The following is a 14,800-nucleotide window of genomic DNA, read 5'->3' on the forward strand; positions in this document are numbered from 1 at the left end:
TCGATGTCCCCAATCGATTCTATCCTAGGGATCCCAGGTTTAGTTGTTCAGCAGGTCAACCGGGCACAGGATATTCACGTCTGGGCCAGGCCCAAACGTCGGCCTAGTTGCCTGTACTGTCAGGCGCCTAATCTGCGCATCAAGGCCACGTACCAACGCACACTCAAGCATACGCGGCAAGGTAACCAATTGATGGTGCTGCACCTGGCCGTGCCCAAGTACCACTGCACCCAGTGCAACCGGTATTTTCGTCATCGGTTTGCCGGTATTGGCCCGCGTCGACGCGCCACCGAAGCCTACCGGCTCGAGGTGTTCGAAGCCCATGAAGGCGGTGTGAGTCAGCGCAAGTTATCCATCACCCACCAGATAGGCAGTGCCACGGTTGAGCGCTGGTATCAGTCGTTTGTGAAGCAGCGGGTCTCGGAGTTATCAGGCCGGGCGTGTCCGCAGGTGCTGGGCATTGATGAGCACTTCTTTACGCGCAAGCAGGGCTATGCCACCACGCTGGTGGATCTGAAGAACCATAAGGTGTTTGATGTGGTGCTGGGACGCTCTGAGGCGAGTCTGCGCAGCTATTTAAAGCGTCTTCCCGGGCGTGAGAGCGTGCGGGTTATTGTGATGGATCTGTCCGAGACGTATCGCCGGATGGCCCAGAAGTACTTCCCCAACGCCCTCATCGTGGCCGACCGCTTCCACGTCGTGCGCCTGGTGAACCAGCACTTTTTGAAGCTGTGGCAGCAGTACGACCCGGAAGGTCGCAAGAACCGCGGGCTGCTCAGTCTGATGCGTCGTCATCACTGGAAGCTCAGTGCGGTACAGAAGGAGAATCTGCGCCAGTATCTGGCCCAAGAGCCGGTACTTCGCGCGCTGTACTTTGCCAAGCAGCAATTGAACGGATTCCTGGTGATGAAAAGCCTGAACAGAAAGCGGGCCCAGAAAATGATGCCTCAGTTCCTGGCCTTGATCGAGCAGTTTGAACAGAGCCCGGCGCGAGCATTGGCCCAAACGCTCAGGGCGTGGCTCGAGCCGATTGTGAGAATGTGGCGCTTTACCAAATCGAACGGCATCACTGAAGGCTTCCATACTAAAATGGAAATGCTCTCACGCCGTGCGTATGGGTTTAGGAACTTTGAGAATTACCGCCTACGGGTCTTGGCCCAGTGCGGTTGGAACGGTGTGATTAACCGTGTCTAGTGAATGCGTGTCCCCCGATAATGGGGTAGAGCCGCCCCCGATAATGGGGGTAGAGCCGGTAGAGTCTTGATAGTGCCCAGTAGTGGAGCCTGGAGCCGTAGTGCCGGAAACGAAAAAACCCTGCATTTTTCAATGCAGGGTTTTAAATTTTTGGCGGAGCGGACGGGACTCGAACCCGCGACCCCCGGCGTGACAGGCCGGTATTCTAACCAACTGAACTACCGCTCCGCAGCGGTTTGGTGCCTAACCATGCCAAATTTCTTTGGCGTCCCCTAGGGGATTCGAACCCCTGTACTCACCGTGAAAGGGTGATGTCCTAGGCCTCTAGACGAAGGGGACCGGACTTAACTAAGACAAGCATTATAACACAGTTTTTAACGCTTGTTTTCTTTACGAAGGTTTTTTTGGTGGAGGTAAGCGGGATCGAACCGCTGACCTCTTGCATGCCATGCAAGCGCTCTCCCAGCTGAGCTATACCCCCAAACCGGACCAGCTTGGCGTTTTCACTTTCGTTTCAACGTTGCGCTGTTTCGTAAAGAAGCGAAATTATGCATCAAATTTTCGGCTTGTGCAAGTCGGCGTGCAAAAGCACCCAAAAATCTGAATATTTCTTGATTTCCGTTGTTTTTTTGATACAGAATAGGTTTTTTCAAGAAAAAAAGACATTTTTTCAGCAAGACTGTTTTTTTATTAGTTGAAAACTGACCGGCGGCGTTGAGATGTATGTTCGGGCAGGCGTTGCCGACAACGGCATATTCTAAAAAAACGAGCAGTTAAGTCCTGCTTGCGCGATAATTGCGCGTTAAACCATTTTTCTTTCATGCGTATGTCCGACTCACAGCCTGATACGTTTTCCCGGTTTGCCGAGTGGTTTCCCCTGACGAGTCGCTTTTCAAGGCGTTGGCCGAAAATGCGGTAATCGGCGTTTACCTGATCTGCCAGAATCGTTTTTTGTATGTAAATACGAAATTGGCAGAAATGTTGGGCTATTCGCGTGAAGAAATGCTGAACGACATGTCGTTGTTCGACATCGTGGCCCACGATGAAAAGCATCTGGTCGGGTCTCATGTTACCCGTACGCTGTCTGGCGAAATCTCGGAATTTCACTACGAGCGCAAGGCACGCAAACAAGACGGGGCCTACATCGATGTCGAAGTGTATGCCTCGGCGATGCGCCTGGGCCCCGAGCCTGTACTTATTGGCATGATGCTCGATATTACGCAGCGCAAGGCCGATGCCAAATCTGCGCACCTGGCTTCCTGGTCTACAAGCACAGCAGCGAGGCCATGGTCATTACCGATGCCAACGGGGTTATTGTTACCGTTAACCCGTCGTTTACCGATATTACGGGTTACCCCCTTGACGAGGTGGTTGGCCAGCGGCTGAATATTCTGAGCTCCGGGCGACATCCTGAAGCGTTCTATCGTGAAATGTGGGGCCAGCTTGCAAAAACTGGCAAGTGGCGTGGTGAAATCTGGAATCGTCGTAAAAACGGCCAGGAATACGTCGAAAACCTGGTTATCAATACGTCATACAACGACGATGGTTCGGTTCGCTGCCGTATCGGTGTGTTTTCCGATATTACGGCAAAGAAAGAAAACGAGCAGTTCATCTGGCGTCAGGCAAATTACGACTTCCTTACCGGGTTGCCTAACCGGAAATTGCTGGAAGACCGTCTGGGTGTCGAACTGGCCAGGGCGCATCGTTCACAAACTGAAGTTGCGCTGATTTTTCTTGATCTTGATTTCTTTAAAGAGGTCAATGACACATTGGGCCATGCCATGGGTGACGATTTGTTGCGTCAGGTGGCCCGACGCCTGACGCAATGCGTGCGCGAGGCCGATACCGTGGCCCGTCTTGGGGGTGACGAGTTTGTCATTATCGCAGGCGGTATCACTGATCGCGGCGTCATTCGCCGTATCTGCGAACAGGTACTCCAATCGTTGGCCAAGCCTTATCGTCTTAAAGAGCAAACCGCGTATGTGTCTGCCAGCGTGGGGGTGGCGTTTTACCCCGGCGATGCCAGTGACGCTGCGCGCTTGATGCGTCATGCCGATCTGGCCATGTATGCGGCCAAAGATGCCGGCAGAAGCCAGTTTCGTTTTTACGACGTCAAAATGCACGAGGCCGTGCGTGAACGCTGGAAACTGGCACGTGACTTGTTGGGGGCCCTTGAAAAGGGCGAATTTGTCCTTCATTACCAGCCCGTCATCGATCTTAAAACCGGGCGTATTGCCAAGGCCGAGGCCTTGATACGCTGGCGTCATCCCGAGCGGGGGTTCGTCAGCCCCGCCTTGTTCATCCCGTTTGCCGAAGACAACGGCCTTATTATCAATATCGGGAACTGGGTTTTGAAGAAGCCACACGCCAGATGGTCGAGTGGCGGTCCATGGGGTACGATGGCTTCAATGTGGGTATCAATGTGTCACCGATCCAGCTCAGGGGTGAAGGTCTTGATCATACGCAGTGGTTGCAGCATCTGGCCAATTCTGGTCTTGAACCCGAACGCATTGTGGTCGAACTGACCGAGCGCGTCCTGATGGATGTCGCACCGGTGGTCACTGAAAAACTGCTGGGGTTTCGGGATGCCGGGGTACAGGTTGCGCTGGATGATTTTGGTACCGGCTATTCGTCGTTGTCGTACCTTAAAAAGTTCGATATCGACTACCTGAAAATCGATCAGTCGTTTGTGCGCAATTTGTCACTTGAGTCTGAAGATATGGCGCTTTGTGAAGCGATGATCATGATGGCACACAAACTGGGCCTGCAGGTTATTGCCGAAGGGGTGGAAACCGAAACCCAGCGCGACTTGCTGATCGGGATCGGATGTGATTTTGGTCAAGGATACCTGTTTTCACGCCCGGTACCCCTGATGAATTTACCCGTTTGCTGGCCCAGGGCTCGATTTCGCTGGCGAAAGCCGCCGGTTGACAGCACCCAGACCGACGATCGCCAGGCCCAGTACCAGTATGGGCCCGTTGCCCCAGCGCACATAAGGGGTCAGGCCTTGTGCCCTTGCACCTCAACGTCAAGCACGCCCATCTGGTGGTCGGGCAGTACCGCACGAACGGTACCGTCGGCATCGATGGCCGCGGTCATCCCTGTGTTGGTGGCGCGCAGCATGGGCCGCGCTGTTTCAATGGCACGCAGGCGCGATATTTGCAGGTGCTGCTGCAGCGCCCATGATTTCCCGAACCAGGCCAGATTACTGACATTGACCAGCAGGCTGGCACCGGGCTGCTCTGTGGTGCCCCACCGCACGGCCTGGATGATTTCCTCGCCAAACACGTCTTCGTAGCAAATATTGGGTGCAATCCGTTGGCCAGCCAGCTCAAACGGTGGTTGGCTCTGTTTGCCCCGGTCAAAGTCACCCAGCGGTATGTTCATGGCATCGACAAACCAGCGAAAGCCGGGCGGAATGAATTCGCCAAACGGCACCAGGTGGTGTTTGTCGTAGCGCAAATCGATTTGGCCCTGATGCAGGGTTTCTGGCGTGGTCGTGCCGTTGAATGCAATGACGCTGTTGGTATAGTGCTGCCGGCCATCGGGTGACGTATTCAGCGGAGCCCCCATCACGATGGTGGCATTGCGTTGGCGTGCAATATCGACCCACCGTTGCCAGGTTTGTGTGGCCAGCCGGTTCTGGAAAACCGGCATGACGGTTTCAGGCAGGATGATGACCGAGGGCGGAGCACCGCCTTCTTTCGGGGGCAGACCGGCCATATGAAGGTAGGCGTTAATGCCGTATTGCAGGTGGGCGGGGTCAAATTTTACCGCTTGGGGAATATTGCCCTGAACCAGGCGAACCATGATCGGGTCACCATAGGGCTGTGACCATTGCAGCTGGCCCAGACCGGCACCCGCCAGTACAAGAGCGATGGCGCAGGCAACGGTTAGGGCGGCGGGGGTTTCATTGGCGCTGCGCTGAGACTTGATGAGCAAGGCAATGGCCCCAGCCACAAAGGCGGCCAGCCAGGCCAGGCCATACACGCCAAGTACTGGTGCCCAACCTGACAGCGGACCATCAACATGGCCGTATCCGGCATTCAGCCAGGGAAGCCGGTAAACAAGGTGCCGCGCAGCCACTCGAGCAGCATCCAGCACGAAGCCCACAGGGCGACAGCAAAAAGAAACCCGGTAAATCGACCCGTCGGGGGTGAGTCGGTGGAGAGAGGCCCAAGGGCGATCGGTTTTCTGGCCAGAAGCCATGTCAGGCCGCACGCGATGCTGCTGAAGGTGGCCAGCCCCAGCCCCATGACCAGTACCGCTGCGATGGCCATGGCCGGCGGCATGCCGCCATAGGTGTGCAGGCTGAAAAAGATCCAGTACAAACCCAGGGTGAAATTACCCAGGCCAAAAAGCAGGCCGCTGAAGGCCGCACTGCGTGTCGATCTGGCGCGCCAGACCCAGAGCGCAAGGAAGGACAGGGTCAGGACCTGAACATATGGCAGCAGCCAGACGGGCAGGGGTCCATCGGAAAAGCTGAAGGCGTGCGCCGCCCCGATGAGCAGGGGCTGCAGCGTGCGCCGGGCACTGTTCAGGCGGGCCAGACGAGGGTTAGTCATGGGGTGGTGTGAGCAAGGAGTTCTCGTCGTGCTGGATGTTGATCCAAAGTACCCGCATTGCGTCGGCTCCGACCACGGTGATGTTCAGACCTTCGCGGTTGACGGTGTCGCCACGCTTTGGGATATGCCCGAGTTCTGCGGTGATCCAGCCCCCGAGGGTGTCGTATTCATCATTTGGCAGGGTGGTGTTGAAGGCACGATTAAAGACATCGATTTCGGTAATGCCCATGGCGCGCCAGTTGTTGCTGCCCGTCTGGAAGATGGTTTTTTCTGCTTCTTCGTCGTATTCGTCTTCGATGTCGCCAACAATCTGTTCGAGTACGTCTTCCATGGTGACCAGACCCGCCGTGCCGCCATGTTCGTTAATGACGATGGCCAGATGATTGCGGTTGTTGCGGAATTCGTGCAGCAATACATTCAAACGCTTGGATTCAGGGATGAAAACAGCCGGCCGGATCAGGGGACGCAGGTCAATGGATGGATTGGTGATGGTCAGCAACAAATCTTTGGCAAGCAAAATGCCGACAATGTTGTCACGATCGTTTTCGTAGATAGGGAACCGGGAGTGCGCTGTCTCGATGATTTCAGGCAACAGCTCGGACAAGGGCTTGCTGATGTCAAGCATGTCCATTCTGGAACGCGGCACCATGATATCGCCCGCTGTCTTGCTGGCCACATCAAGGGCACCGGCAATCATGGTAAATGAATCGGCATCAATGATTTCGCGTTCGTGGGCCGCTTGCAGGAGTTCGCGGATATCTTCACGGTCTTCGGGCTCGGCACGGATGCGCGAAACGAGTCGTGCCAGCAGTGATTTGGACGCCGGTTTACCCGGTCGAGGTTCAGTATCGGGGGATTGTGAGTCGGACATTGTCACGAGGACGAGTTTAGGGAATCCCAAGCATAACGGAAATTTGTGACGATTTCAGGGTGGCGCGTTGTCAGGCGATATAGGGGTTTGCGATATGCAAGCGGTCCAGCAGTTCAATTTCCAGCGCCTCCATTTCGCTGGCCTGATCGTCGTCAAGGTGGTCGTAGCCCAGCGAGTGCAGCAGGCCGTGCAGCGCTAGATGCGCGGCGTGGTGTTGCAGTGTCTTGTGTTGTGCAAGGGCTTCGGATACGAGTACGGGGTAGCACAACACAATGTCGGCACGAAGGGTGCCCAGCGGGTCGGTACCGTATTCAAAGGTCAGGACATTGGTGGCGTAGTCCTTTTGCCGGAATTGCCGGTTCAGGGCCTGACCTTCATCGGCATCAACGATGCGCAGGCTGATTTCAATACGCTGGATGTCGAGTTCAAACTGCTTTGACACGTAGCTTACGGCCCCTTTCAGCCAGCTGCGCAGACGCCAGCGCGGCAGTTCAGGGGCTGCTGTGCCGTATTGAACCGAAAGACCGAATTCAGGGGTGGTGACTGGCATTGGCTTTTTCGTAGGCATCAACAATACGGGCGACCAGGGGATGACGTACCACGTCGCGGCTGGTAAAGCGGGTGGTGGCGATACCCTGGACCGAGTCCAGGACCTCAAGGGCATGCGTCAGACCGCTGGGGTGGCCTTTGGGCAGGTCAATTTGCGACGGGTCGCCATTGATGACCGCTTTACTGCCGAAACCGATACGGGTCAGGAACATTTTCATTTGTTCCGGCGTAGTGTTCTGGGCTTCGTCGAGAATCACAAACGAATGATTAAGAGTGCGGCCGCGCATGTAAGCCAGCGGCGCGATTTCAATCGTCTGTTTCTCGAAAAGTCGTTGCACTTTTTCAAAGCCCATCAGGTCGTACAGGGCATCGTAAAGCGGGCGCAGATAGGGGTCGACTTTCTGGGCCAGGTCGCCTGGCAAAAAGCCCAGGCGTTCGCCGGCTTCGACAGCCGGGCGGGTAAGGACCAGGCGTTGAACGGAATCGCGCTCAAGGGCATCGATGGCGCAGGCGACAGCAAGCCAGGTTTTCCCGGTGCCCGCAGGGCCGACGCCAAAGGTGATGTCGTGCTTGAGGATGTTGTTGAGATAGTCACGCTGGCGTGGCGTACGCGGGCGCAGGTCGGTGCGGCGTGTACGCAAGACCAGGTCCATGCTCAGGTCATCGACTGGCGGCAGTTCTGGCAGTTCGGGTGCTTTGGCAACGGGTTCCGGTTCAAGCTGTGTTCGGCCAGCCCCGAGCTCAACCAACCCAAGCTGAATGTCGTCGATGGTCAGTGCCTTGTGCACGGCGCGATCATGAAACCACTGTACGGCATTGCGGGCTGCCTGTGCCTGTTCTCCCTCGATGGTGATCTGGCTGCCACGGCGGTTCAGTGAAACGTTCCAGCCGTCGGCAATCTGGCGCAGATTTTCATCCAGGGGGCCACACAGGTTGGCCGGTGCATGTTGTCGCCTTCAAGGCGCAAGGTGACGGGCTTGTTGCGTCGGGCTCGTGTCATGTATGCAGTTCGCCTTTCAACGTATTGGTATTGGTTTGGGTGACCTTGACATCAACCATGTGTCCGATCAGGTGGGCCGGTGCCGGGAAGTTGATGATCCGGTTGTTTTCGGTGCGCCCCATCAGTTCGTTGGGGTCGCGCCGCGAGGCCGTTCCGCCAGTGCCCGTTGCACGCTGCCGACCATGCCGGTACTGATGGCTGCGGCATGCTCATTGATAAGGGCCTGCAGGCGGTAAAGGCGTTCAAGCTTCTGTTCTTTGGTGGTGTTGTCTTCAAGGTCGGCAGCCGGGGTACCCGGCCGGCGTGAATAGATGAACGAGAATGACTGGTCAAAACCCACATCGCGGATGAGCTTGAGGGTTTGTTCGAAGTCTTCCTCGGTTTCGCCGGGAAATCCGACGATGAAGTCCGACGATAGCGTCATGCCTGGCCGCGCTGCACGCAGCCGCCGCACGATGGATTTGAATTCGATGCCGGTATAGCCCCGTTTCATGGCCGCCAGGATGCGATCGCTGCCGGCCTGGACTGGCAAGTGCAGGAAGGGGACCAGTTTGGACAGGTTGCCGTGGGCCTCGATGAGGCGCGAGGTCATTTCTTTCGGATGCGATGTCGTGTAGCGAATACGTTCGATGCCGGGGATATCGTGTATGTATTCGAGCAGCATGGCGAAGTCGGCAATGTCGCTGGTGTCGCCCATGGGGCCACGATAGGCATTGACGTTTTGCCCGAGCAGGGTGATTTCTTTGACACCCTGGTCGGCCAGGTCGGCCACTTCGGTCAGGACATCGTCGAACGGGCGCGAGATTTCTTCGCCCCGGGTATAGGGCACCACACAGAACGTGCAGTATTTGCTGCAGCCTTCCATGATCGACACAAAGGCCGTCGGGCCATCAATGCGCGCTGGCGGGAGGGCATCGAATTTTTCAATTTCAGGGAAGCTGATGTCAACCTGCGAACGACCGGTCAGGCGGCGTTTTTCGATCAGTTGCGGCAGGCGGTGCAGGGTTTGCGGGCCGAATACCACATCGACGTAGGGGGCCCGCTGCACGATGACGTCGCCTTCCTGGCTGGCCACGCAGCCACCCACACCAATGACAAGGTTGGGGTTCAGCTGTTTGAGGTGCTGTACGCGGCCGAGGTCTGAAAACACTTTTTCTTGCGCCTTTTCGCGCACCGAACAGGTGTTGAACAGAATCACGTCGGCTTCTTCAGGGTTCTGGGTGATTTCCAGGCCACGGTCACCGCGCAGGACGTCGGCCATTTTGTCAGAATCGTATTCGTTCATCTGGCAGCCGAAGGTTTTGATGAAAAGCTTGCGCGGGCGTGTGGTGTCGGTCGACGGGGTGTCGATTCGTTTGAGTGGGGTTTCTTGCATGATGGGTCGCCGGAACGGGTGTTTATCCCGGGGGCATAATTAGAGTGATGACAATTGATCATTGTACCGCGCGAGTCCGGCCTCGCGTACCGTCGGCCCGTGCGTTGGCTGACGTTCGTCCGGCCTGTGGCTGGCGCATGATTACGGCCTATAATAATTTGCGTATATCGAAGAGGTATAAGCAAATAATTTTTTGTAATTAAGCATCGATCTTCGATATTTTTTGTCGTTCTGACCTTCGGAGGCTGACATGTCTGAACAAATCAATTTGCCACGTCGTCGTATCATGGCCGCAGCCGGTGCTGCCGCCGCCTGGGCGGGTCTGGGTACGGCACACGCCGACTCAACCGAGCCCGCGTCCAAATCGAATCCTGGCCCGGTATCCGCGGCTAAACCGCTACCTGAATATGCACAATGGAAGCATGCCGACAGCATGATCGTGCACAGCGCCAACACCATTGAAACGCGTCGCGACGCTTTTGGTAACAGTGTTGTTACACCGCTCAATCGCCTGTTCGTGCGTAACAATGTCAGTCCGCCAAATGCGTCCATAATGGCAGACCCTGACGCTTGGGTTGTCGAGGTGCAGGGTGTCGGCAAGCCGCAATCGTTTACTGTGGCTGACCTGAAAACCATGGGTTTGCAGGCGTTGCCCATGGTGCTGCAATGCTCCGGTAACGGTCGGGCGTATTTTGAGCATAAACCCGGTGGTACTCAGTGGCAGGTCGGTGCTGCAGGTTGTGTGGTCTTTACTGGCGTGCCGGTCAAGGCAGTTGTCGAGGCCTTGGGCGGTGTGGCCAATGGTATGGTCTACATGACCGGCACCGGCGGTGAAGAAATCCCCGCAGGGCTTGATCCAAATACGGTTATGGTCGAACGTTCGGTACCGCTTGAAGCCATGCAAGATGCCATTCTGGCCTGGGAGGTCAATGGCGAGCCCTTGCCTCTGGCGCATGGTGGGCCCTTGCGTCTGATTGTTCCCGGGTATACCGGCGTTAATAGCGTCAAGTACCTGAAGCGGCTGGCCTTTACCAAAGAGCAGTCCATGGCCAGCATTCAGCAGAACAGCTACCGTATGACCGATATCGGTGTTAAAGGCGCAGCGACATTCCCGGCAGTGTGGCAAATGCCACCCAAGTCCTGGATTACATCACCGTCCAGCCCCGATGCGCCGGTGAAAGCCGGGAAGGTTGTCATTGGTGGTCTGGCGATGGGTGGCGTCGATGCCGCCACTAAAATCGAGGTGTCGCTTAATGGGGGCAAAGACTGGCAAGCAGCGCAGTTTGTCGGCCCTGACCTGGGTAAATATGCATGGCGTCAGTTTGCCTTCCAGGCAAACCTGAAGCCGGGCAGCTACAATCTGGCTTGCCGCACAACCAACGCAAAAGGTGAAACCCAACCGGCTGATCGGGTCGAGAATAACCGTGGCTACAACAACAATAGCTGGCGGGATCACATGGTCACAATCAACGTCGTTTAAGCAAGGAAGTTTTCATGAAATTCGCAGCAATCGCAACCGCCTCGCTGCTGGCCATTACAGGCACGCCCGCCATGGCCGACGAAGCGCAACTGGCTCGTGGTAAAGAGCTGTTCATGACCAAGGCTGTACCGGCCTGTTCCGTTTGTCATGTTATGGCTGACGCGGGCTCGGTGGGTACTATTGGTCCCAATCTCGACGAGCTCAAGCCTGACACCGCCCGCATCCTCAAGGTTCTGAATGAGGGTATGGGCGCCATGCCGTCGTTCAAGGCTTCGCTCAGTTCGGCCGATATGGAAGCTGTTGCTGCCTATGTCGTGAAGTCTACAAGCAAGTAAGTTGTTTTAGCGGGGGTGGCCGATATCAAGGATGCCCCGCCATAAACAAGAATGCCCCGGTTTCGTTCCGGGGCATTCTTGTTTATGGCGCCAGAATGGCGCGGTCTTGCTGTGCCTGACATGAGCGCATGCCTGCGGGCGCAAGCCCCGCTGCGCGGTTGGTCAGCCTTCTTCCAGTTCGGCGGCCGGGTCGTCTTTCTTGACGGGTTTCACCAGGTCTTCACGCTTGACACCCAGCCACATGGCAATGGCGGCCGCAACAAACACGGATGAGTAAATGCCGAACCAGATCCCGATGGTGAGCGCCAGGGCAAAGTAGTGCAGGGTGGGGCCGCCAAAGATCAACATGGACACCACCATGATTTGCGTAGACCCGTGGGTGATGATGGTACGGGAAATGGTTTGGGTGATTGCACTGTCAATGATTTCTCGAACGGAAGCCTTGCGGTTTTTACGGAAGTTTTCACGGATACGATCCATGATGACCACGGATTCGTTCACCGAGTACCCCAGAACGGCCAGAACACCGGCCAGTACCGCCAGTGAAAATTCCCATTGGAAAAAGGCGAAGAAGCCGAGAATAATGACGACGTCGTGCAGGTTGGCGACAACGCCTGCTAACGCAAATTTCCATTCGAAACGCATCGCCAGGTAAATCATGATGCCGATGACAACGCATAGCAGTGCCATCAGGCCATTGTTCACCAGCTCCTGCCCCACTTGCGGCCCGACGAACTCTACCCGTCGCAGTTCAACGTCCGGGCTTTGTGCTTTCAGTGTTTCGAACACGGTTTCGCTTTGTTTGGCGGTGTCTTCGCCTTCGCGAACCGGCAGGCGAATCAGCACATCTTGCGATGTGCCAAAGTTTTGCACCTGGAAATCGCTGTAACCCAGGTCAGTCAGGCTGCCCCGGATTTTTTCCAGGTCGGCGGCTTGTTCATAGTGCGTTTCCATGACCGTACCACCCGTAAATTCGATCGACAGGTGGAAGCCGCGTGTGGCAATGAAAAATACGGCCAGTACAAAGGTGATGAAACTGATGAGGTTCAGCACCAGCGCGTTGCGCATGAACGGGATGGTGCGTTGGATACGGAAAAATTCCATGGTCGTGATGCCTGATACGTTGATTGCCGGTTGCCGGGCTTAGTCTTTGGGTTTCCAGATCTGGCCAATAGAAATCGACTGCAGCTTGCGCTTGCGGCCATACCAGAGGTTGACGATGGCACGTACCCCGACCACCGAGGAGAACATCGAGGTCAGAATGCCCAGGCAGTGGACGACGGCAAAACCCCGCACGGGGCCGCTGCCAAACGCCAGCAATGCCAGGCCGACAATAAGCGTGGTCAGGTTGGAGTCAAGAATGGTGGCCCACGCGCGTTCGAAACCCAGTGTGATGGCCTGCTGGGGGGCTACACCAGCCCGCAGTTCTTCACGAATACGCTCGTTGATCAGGACGTTGGAGTCGATGGCCATGCCCAGCGTAAGGGCAATAGCGGCGATACCGGGCAGCGTCAGCGTGGCTTGCAGCATTGACAGTGCGGCAAACAGCAGCAGAACGTTGAAGGTCAGCCCAAGCGTCGAGAACACGCCGAACAGGCGGTAGTACATAATGATGAACAGGGCCAGTGCGATGAACCCGTACAGCGTGGAGTAAAAACCCATCTGGATGTTTTCGGCACCCAGGCTTGGCCCGATGGTGCGTTCTTCAATGATGTTCATTGGCGCAGCCAGTGAGCCGGCGCGCAGCAGCAAGGAGACGTCAGCGGCCTCCTGGGCCGACATGCTGCCGGTAATTTGCACCTGGCCACCAGGAATTTCACTGCGAATGACGGGTGCGGTGACAACCTGGCCTTTACCTTTTTCAAACAGCAGAATGGCCATGCGCTTGTTGATGTTGTCGCGGGTGACATCGCGGAAAATCCGTGCGCCCTTGGCATCCAGGGTCAGGTTGACCGAAGGTTGCTGGGTTTGCTGGTCGCGCCCGGGCTGGGCATCCTGCAGGTTTTCCCCGGTCAGGATCACCTGGCGGCGCAACAGCAAGGGGCGACCGTCGGCATCTTCATAGCGCTCAAGACCGAATGGAACTGTGCCGGCTGCCAGTGCCGTCTGAGCGGCACTGGGAGTCGTCGACCATGCGGATTTCAAGCGTGGCCGTACGTCCGAGGATCTCTTTGGCCTTGGCTACATCTTGCACGCCGGGCAACTGGACCACAATACGGTCGGCACCCTGTTGCTGGATCACCGGCTCGGCGACGCCAAGCTCGTTGATGCGGTTATGCAGGGTGGTGATATTTTGTTTAAGTGCGTTGGTTTGAACGTCGGTAACGGCGGATTCTGTCAGGCGTGCCGTAAAGACTTCGTTGGCGCCTGAAGTGGCGGGGGTGAAGGCCAGTTCGGGCAGACGGCTGCGCAGCGCGGCGATGGCGGCGTCCCGGGCGGCGGCGTCGCTGAAGCGCGCCACGATAGACAGCCCGTCGCGTTCAACCCCGCCGGTTTCAATACGGTTTTCGCGCAGGATGGTGCGTACATCGTTCGACATGGTGTCGTAACGGCCGGTCAAGGCCCCTTGCATGTCAACCTGCAGCAGGAAGTGCACCCCGCCCCGCAGGTCGAGACCCAGATACATCGGGTGGGCTCCCAGTGCGGTCAGCCAGGTGGGTGAGGCCGGCAGCAGGTTCAGTGCGACGGTGTAGCCCGGGTCGGCTGGGTCGGGGTTAAACGCCTTTTCAATGACATCTTTGGCTTTCAGCTGAATGTCAGGCGAGTCAAAGCGGATGCGTACGGTACCAACCGGGCCGTTCTGTTCAAAAACGCGCCGGTAGGCGTAATGTTCTGCTCTTGCAGCAGGGTTTGGGCCCGTTGCAGCGTGGTGTAGTCAACCTTGACCGATGTTTTCGCCCCGGCAATCTGCACGGCCGGCGATTCGCCGAAAAAATTGGGCAAGGTGTAGATGAGCCCGATGATGACGGCGACCAGTACGGTCAGATACTTCCAGAGAGGATAACGATTCATGGCAGGTTGATCTTGAACGCAGGAAAAAGCCCCGGCGGATTGCAGGTGCCGGGGCCGGAAGCAAGCCAGATTACAGCGACTTGATGGTGCCCTTGGGCAGAACGGCGCTGACGGCTGTGCGCTGGAAGACGACCTCGACAGGCTTGTCGGCCAGGTCGGAGACTTCGACCGTGATGTAGCTTTCGGCCACTTTGGTGACTTTGCCCAGAATGCCGCCGGAGGTGATGACTTCGTCGCCCTTGGCCAGGTTGGCGACCATATTGCGATGCTCTTTCTGACGTTTCATCTGGGGACGGATCATCAGGAAGTACAAGATGACGAACATCAGGATGATGGGCAGCATCCCCATCAGGGCATTACCCTCGGCCGGGGCTTGGGCAATAATGTGTGTAACGGTGTCAAGGGCGGACATTCAATAG

At 56.6% G+C, this 14,800-nt stretch carries 8 protein-coding genes, 3 tRNA genes and 5 pseudogenes; 5 read left to right on the forward strand and 11 right to left on the reverse strand.

Features of this window, described 5'->3' with window-relative positions; genetic code table 11:
• The first annotated feature begins 3 nt into the window (after positions 1-3).
• Positions 4-1,194, forward strand: coding sequence for an ISL3 family transposase (locus N7E01_RS12075; RefSeq protein ID WP_289173053.1), 1,191 nt, complete (start codon positions 4-6; stop codon positions 1,192-1,194).
• A gap of 151 nt (positions 1,195-1,345) precedes the next feature.
• On the opposite strand, the gene N7E01_RS12080 is transcribed toward N7E01_RS12075, so the two are convergent.
• From N7E01_RS12080 to N7E01_RS12090, 3 genes are all read right to left on the reverse strand, one after another.
• Positions 1,346-1,422: transfer RNA gene (locus N7E01_RS12080), tRNA-Asp, on the reverse strand.
• Between the two features lie 35 nt (positions 1,423-1,457).
• Positions 1,458-1,533, reverse strand: a tRNA-Glu gene (locus N7E01_RS12085).
• 66 nt (positions 1,534-1,599) lie between these two features.
• A tRNA-Ala gene (locus tag N7E01_RS12090) sits at positions 1,600-1,675 on the reverse strand.
• Between the two features lie 386 nt (positions 1,676-2,061).
• On the opposite strand from N7E01_RS12090, the gene N7E01_RS12095 reads away from it, so the two are divergent.
• On the forward strand, positions 2,062-2,580 hold the full coding sequence (locus N7E01_RS12095; protein ID WP_289173054.1) for a PAS domain S-box protein: 519 nt from the start codon (positions 2,062-2,064) through the stop codon (positions 2,578-2,580).
• A pseudogene (locus tag N7E01_RS12100) lies at positions 2,481-3,997 on the forward strand (putative bifunctional diguanylate cyclase/phosphodiesterase); the annotation flags it as partial. The gene N7E01_RS12095 and the pseudogene N7E01_RS12100, both read left to right, overlap by 100 nt.
• A gap of 75 nt (positions 3,998-4,072) precedes the next feature.
• On the opposite strand, the pseudogene lnt reads toward N7E01_RS12100, so the two are convergent.
• The 5 genes and pseudogenes from lnt to miaB all read right to left on the reverse strand — a co-directional run bounded on the left by lnt (position 4,073) and on the right by miaB (position 9,554).
• Positions 4,073-5,759, reverse strand: a pseudogene (gene lnt / locus N7E01_RS12105) (apolipoprotein N-acyltransferase).
• Positions 5,752-6,630 carry a CorC family transporter gene (locus N7E01_RS12110; RefSeq protein WP_289173056.1) on the reverse strand — a complete coding sequence of 293 codons (879 nt, stop codon included), beginning with the start codon at positions 6,628-6,630 and terminating at the stop codon, positions 5,752-5,754. Before N7E01_RS12110 ends, lnt begins: the two are co-directional and overlap by 8 nt.
• A gap of 70 nt (positions 6,631-6,700) precedes the next feature.
• Positions 6,701-7,180 carry an rRNA maturation RNase YbeY gene (gene ybeY, locus N7E01_RS12115; RefSeq protein ID WP_289173057.1) on the reverse strand — a complete coding sequence of 160 codons (480 nt, stop codon included), beginning with the start codon at positions 7,178-7,180 and terminating at the stop codon, positions 6,701-6,703.
• Positions 7,161-8,179, reverse strand: a pseudogene (locus N7E01_RS12120) (PhoH family protein). The gene ybeY and the pseudogene N7E01_RS12120 overlap by 20 nt, the downstream one beginning before the upstream one ends.
• A pseudogene (gene miaB, locus N7E01_RS12125) lies at positions 8,176-9,554 on the reverse strand (tRNA (N6-isopentenyl adenosine(37)-C2)-methylthiotransferase MiaB). Before miaB ends, N7E01_RS12120 begins: the two co-directional pseudogenes overlap by 4 nt.
• Before the next feature lie 250 nt (positions 9,555-9,804).
• Here miaB and sorT point away from each other — a divergent pair.
• Together sorT and sorU are read left to right on the forward strand one after the other, a co-directional pair.
• Complete coding sequence (gene sorT, locus N7E01_RS12130; protein ID WP_289173058.1) at positions 9,805-11,034, forward strand: SorT family sulfite dehydrogenase catalytic subunit; 1,230 nt, start codon at positions 9,805-9,807, stop codon at positions 11,032-11,034.
• Positions 11,035-11,048: 14 nt separating this feature from the next.
• Complete coding sequence (gene sorU / locus N7E01_RS12135) at positions 11,049-11,369, forward strand: SorU family sulfite dehydrogenase c-type cytochrome subunit (protein ID WP_289173059.1); 321 nt, start codon at positions 11,049-11,051, stop codon at positions 11,367-11,369.
• Between the two features lie 162 nt (positions 11,370-11,531).
• On the opposite strand, the gene secF is transcribed toward sorU, so the two are convergent.
• From secF to yajC, 3 genes and pseudogenes are all read right to left on the reverse strand, one after another.
• Positions 11,532-12,473, reverse strand: a complete 942-nt coding sequence (gene secF, locus N7E01_RS12140; RefSeq protein WP_289173060.1) for a protein translocase subunit SecF — start codon at positions 12,471-12,473, stop codon at positions 11,532-11,534.
• Positions 12,474-12,512: 39 nt separating this feature from the next.
• Positions 12,513-14,381 (reverse strand): annotated as a pseudogene (secD, locus tag N7E01_RS18960) (protein translocase subunit SecD).
• A 70-nt stretch (positions 14,382-14,451) separates the two neighbouring features.
• A complete protein-coding gene (yajC, locus tag N7E01_RS12160) occupies positions 14,452-14,793 on the reverse strand; it encodes a preprotein translocase subunit YajC (RefSeq protein ID WP_289173064.1) in 342 nt (113 codons plus the stop codon).
• Positions 14,794-14,800: the final 7 nt, after the last annotated feature.

The organism is Neopusillimonas aromaticivorans (assembly GCF_030344915.1).
Lineage (GTDB): Bacteria > Pseudomonadota > Gammaproteobacteria > Burkholderiales > Burkholderiaceae_B > Neopusillimonas > Neopusillimonas aromaticivorans.

Excerpts from the sequence above, each read along its gene's own strand:
- sorU (WP_289173059.1), top strand. The coding sequence starts at position 11,049 with ATGAAATTCGCAGCAATCGCAACCGCCTCGCTGCTGGCCATTACAGGC.
- yajC (WP_289173064.1), bottom strand. The coding sequence starts at position 14,793 with ATGTCCGCCCTTGACACCGTTACACACATTATTGCCCAAGCCCCGGCC.
- sorT (WP_289173058.1), top strand. The coding sequence starts at position 9,805 with ATGTCTGAACAAATCAATTTGCCACGTCGTCGTATCATGGCCGCAGCC.
- secF (WP_289173060.1), bottom strand. The coding sequence starts at position 12,473 with ATGGAATTTTTCCGTATCCAACGCACCATCCCGTTCATGCGCAACGCG.
- N7E01_RS12110 (WP_289173056.1), bottom strand. The coding sequence starts at position 6,630 with ATGTCCGACTCACAATCCCCCGATACTGAACCTCGACCGGGTAAACCG.
- ybeY (WP_289173057.1), bottom strand. The coding sequence starts at position 7,180 with ATGCCAGTCACCACCCCTGAATTCGGTCTTTCGGTTCAATACGGCACA.
- N7E01_RS12075 (WP_289173053.1), top strand. The coding sequence starts at position 4 with ATGTCCCCAATCGATTCTATCCTAGGGATCCCAGGTTTAGTTGTTCAG.